Here is a 3,144-nt window from a genome sequence, read left to right on the forward strand (position 1 = left end):
GCTTGCGTATTGGCGGCAAATGGATAGGCCCTTAGGTTGCCCTATTATAAATCCCCAAACCCTATGATAGCCTGGTCCTGGGAATTGCAAACCGTAGTTTTTTGTTGCCCTGATAAACGTTCTGCTTGCGCACTGATTGGGCCAACTATAGGGTATGCAGCAAAAAAAGGAGTAGGAGAGGAGCTGCTCTATATTTTTTAAGGCAAGTTACCGCTAACGTACGGATATATGTACTGGTACATATATTTCCATTTTATCTGGAACGTACCTTAATACATTTGAATGTGCGTAAAGTTCTTAATTTCCGTAATGATTTTATGGATGTAAAGAGGGGGGAATACTACAGCCAAGTATGCGCTATTAACCTTCTAAGTTAACAAATATTGGTTTTAGTATTTGCTTAATCGATGAAGTACGGAAATATAAGTTGTATGGTATTTTTCTGCTTGGTTGGGAATTTACGTTCACCTTGGAATAGGTTAGAGATAAATTTATGCTTAGCCTATGGTGGGTTTTAATATGGCATACCTACTTCTATAATTCCATTTTGGATTTTAAAACTTAACGGCCTAACCACAATTACATCCCTTTTAACCGACCTTAAAATCAAAAAAAGCACCACCTATGCACCACAGGTGCACCATAGCTTCACCACAGGATCATAATAATATAAAAGGCTGTATGTCAGTGTTTTATGATTCTATTTGATTTTTGAATCTTGGTTTAACCACTAGAGCACCACACCCCTTCACCATAGGGTGCACCACAGCTTCACCCTATAGTAGTTCGTGACCTTACTTCGAATATTTATTGAAGACATTCGCTAATAAATATTCTACAGCATCCTGATCTGATAGCATTGGTTTCTCCTTTGGAATAGGTATTATTTCTTCAGGAATTTGGGTGGATGGTTTTCTGATTTCCTCAAAATGGTAATCAAAGTTGAGATTGGTTAGTATCCTAAAACCCGTTTCAAAATCTATAATGGATTTCAAGAGAGGGTTGTCCAAGGCAAGCTGGGAATCAAAATACCCTACATGGCCCATTAAAAATTCATATAGCATGTCGGACGCTGCCAGGTTGCTTTTCCAGGCATTCTGTTTGGCTTCCATTAATTCCAATTTGGGCATATTTTCAATGTTCTTGATTCCCGGTGCCCTTTCTTTTGTACGCGTGAAATCCACGGCAAGGTGAAATGCCTTTTTGAAGTTAAAGGTAAACTGTAATAGCGCCAATTTTTTTATTTCCCCAACTTCCAGACCATAAGTAGCACCATTGAAACGGTAATAGAAATCCTGAAAGTTTACGGCAATTTCCTCTTGGTAGGTTTTCAATATAAACCCATAGAGTTCCTCCTGTACATTTTCAGAAACATAGATAACTTCATTGTCGGCCGTGGCACTGACCAAGCTCATTTTCCCATCTCTGGGGAGGTTGATTCGGAACCGGGTTTCCCATATACCCTTTTTTACGAGCAGTTGCTTTCTTTTTGCTTCGGTCAAAGCATTTAGGTCTACCTTTTTGAATATGCCAAAATATTTCATATTGCCATTGCGTGGATTAGGATTTGTCTGCTGACTTGTTTATTGAATCGAATAAATGGGAATAGTCATCAGGCAGTGCCGCGTCTATGTCCCTCAAATATTTATCCAATGCAGTGATCGTACTGTGGCCTGTAATCAACATTAGTTTGCTCTTTACCACCATCGGGCTTTCGTTCTTGGCCATTTCCCTGTACAATTTGGTAATGAAGGTATGCCTAAAGCTGTAAAGTCCATAATCTGTTCCCAATCCAAAATGGTCCTTCACTTTCTTAAATCGATGCGAGAAATAGTTCCTTTTATCGTTTTCGGAGGCCGTCCATTCCCCGCCGATTCCCTGTGGTGTAAATAGAAAATGGTCCTTGCGTTTTTTGGATAGATCGGGCAATTGTTTCAAGAGTATTTCAGGTATGATCTTGATCTTTACAGGACTGTTCTTGGCCTTTACGTAAATTTTACCATCCTGTAGGTCCAAATCTTGGATCTTCAATCGGCATACCTCTATGGGCCTTAAAAAATTAAAGCAAATAAACTGAATGAATAGCCGGAGCAAGGGGTCCTTTTCTTTAAGATAGATATCAATTTCCCTTTCCATGGATGGTGTATAGGTCTTGTTCCTAGTTGGGGTGGACTTCAAGACGTTTATTTTCTTTATAAAATTTTCTGTGATAATCTCATTGTTCTCCAAGACCTGGAAAAGGGAGCTAAGAGCGGTCCTTGTATTGTTGCGGTTCCTGGCACTGGAATTGTCCAGTACTTCGTTTAAATAGAGGATAACGGTCTTCTTTTTTATGTCCTGTATTGGACCGTTCGATAACGATTTCTCTTCCAGCCATTTTAGGAATCTGTTTATCCTGCTCTTATATTTTACATAGGAATTGTCATTTAAAACGTTTCGTTTGGTGTTTAAGGCCAGCTCGAAAGCCTCTCTTACAGAAACGGTTTCTGTTTCGATTTCTGTTGTTGTCAGAGCTGATGGTGTGGGAGCGGGAACTTGAACTGGTGTAACTATTGGTGCTGGTGGTATAGGTTGTGTTGGAAGTGGTTGCGCTTTAAGAAAGTCCGGGGTGGGCGTCTTGGGCACTATAGGTCTTATTGGTTGAGCGAGAGGTACGGGTTCCGTTGTTTTTACCGGCGCTGATTTTTCAACTATCCCCGTACTTGGTGTATTGCCCATAAAGGCCATTTCCAGTTCGGTATTGTCACCATAGGGATCAAATCCGGCCTCGAGCAATAGGAAAAGATTTCTTTGTATGGTCCTTAGGTGCGCTATCCTTTTCCGCATCTCCTTGTAGCTGTTGGCACCGGCCTTGATATTGGTCTGTCTTTTCAAGGATCAATCCCAAAACTTGGGTCTGAAGAGAAAAATAATTTTCTTTGTGCTTTAAATTACATTGATGAATAAAGGCACTGAGTTATCCTTGTTAAGTTTAATATTACCAGAAGGAATATTAGAGTATTTTGATATTGTTGGATTCGATAAGAAGCCTATAAAGCATGTTTTATATGAGAACCGTCTAACGATATATTTGGAGGAGAAAAAACAAATACCATCCAAGTACAAGGATTGCAAGTATAAAGCCAGTGGCTTCATGGAGCCTCG

The 3,144-nt window shown here is 39.9% G+C and carries 2 protein-coding genes and 1 pseudogene; 1 reads left to right on the forward strand and 2 read right to left on the reverse strand.

Annotated elements, in window-relative coordinates; translation table 11 throughout:
* Nucleotides 1–794: 794 nt before the first annotated feature.
* Together C7972_RS23585 and C7972_RS23590 are read right to left on the reverse strand one after the other, a co-directional pair.
* Nucleotides 795–1,544, reverse strand: a complete 750-nt coding sequence (locus C7972_RS23585) for a hypothetical protein (RefSeq protein WP_110358611.1) — start codon at nt 1,542–1,544, stop codon at nt 795–797.
* A 16-nt stretch (nt 1,545–1,560) separates the two neighbouring features.
* Nucleotides 1,561–2,874 (reverse strand): tyrosine-type recombinase/integrase, encoded by a 1,314-nt coding sequence (locus tag C7972_RS23590; RefSeq protein ID WP_258364939.1) that lies wholly within the window; start codon nt 2,872–2,874, stop codon nt 1,561–1,563.
* 64 nt (nt 2,875–2,938) lie between these two features.
* On the opposite strand from C7972_RS23590, the pseudogene C7972_RS24125 reads away from it, so the two are divergent.
* Nucleotides 2,939–3,144: pseudogene (locus C7972_RS24125) on the forward strand (hypothetical protein); the annotation flags it as partial.

It is taken from the genome of Arenibacter sp. ARW7G5Y1 (assembly GCF_003201775.1).
Classification (GTDB): Bacteria; Bacteroidota; Bacteroidia; order Flavobacteriales; family Flavobacteriaceae; genus Arenibacter.

Excerpts from the sequence above, each read along its gene's own strand:
- C7972_RS23585 (WP_110358611.1), bottom strand. The coding sequence starts at position 1,544 with ATGAAATATTTTGGCATATTCAAAAAGGTAGACCTAAATGCTTTGACC.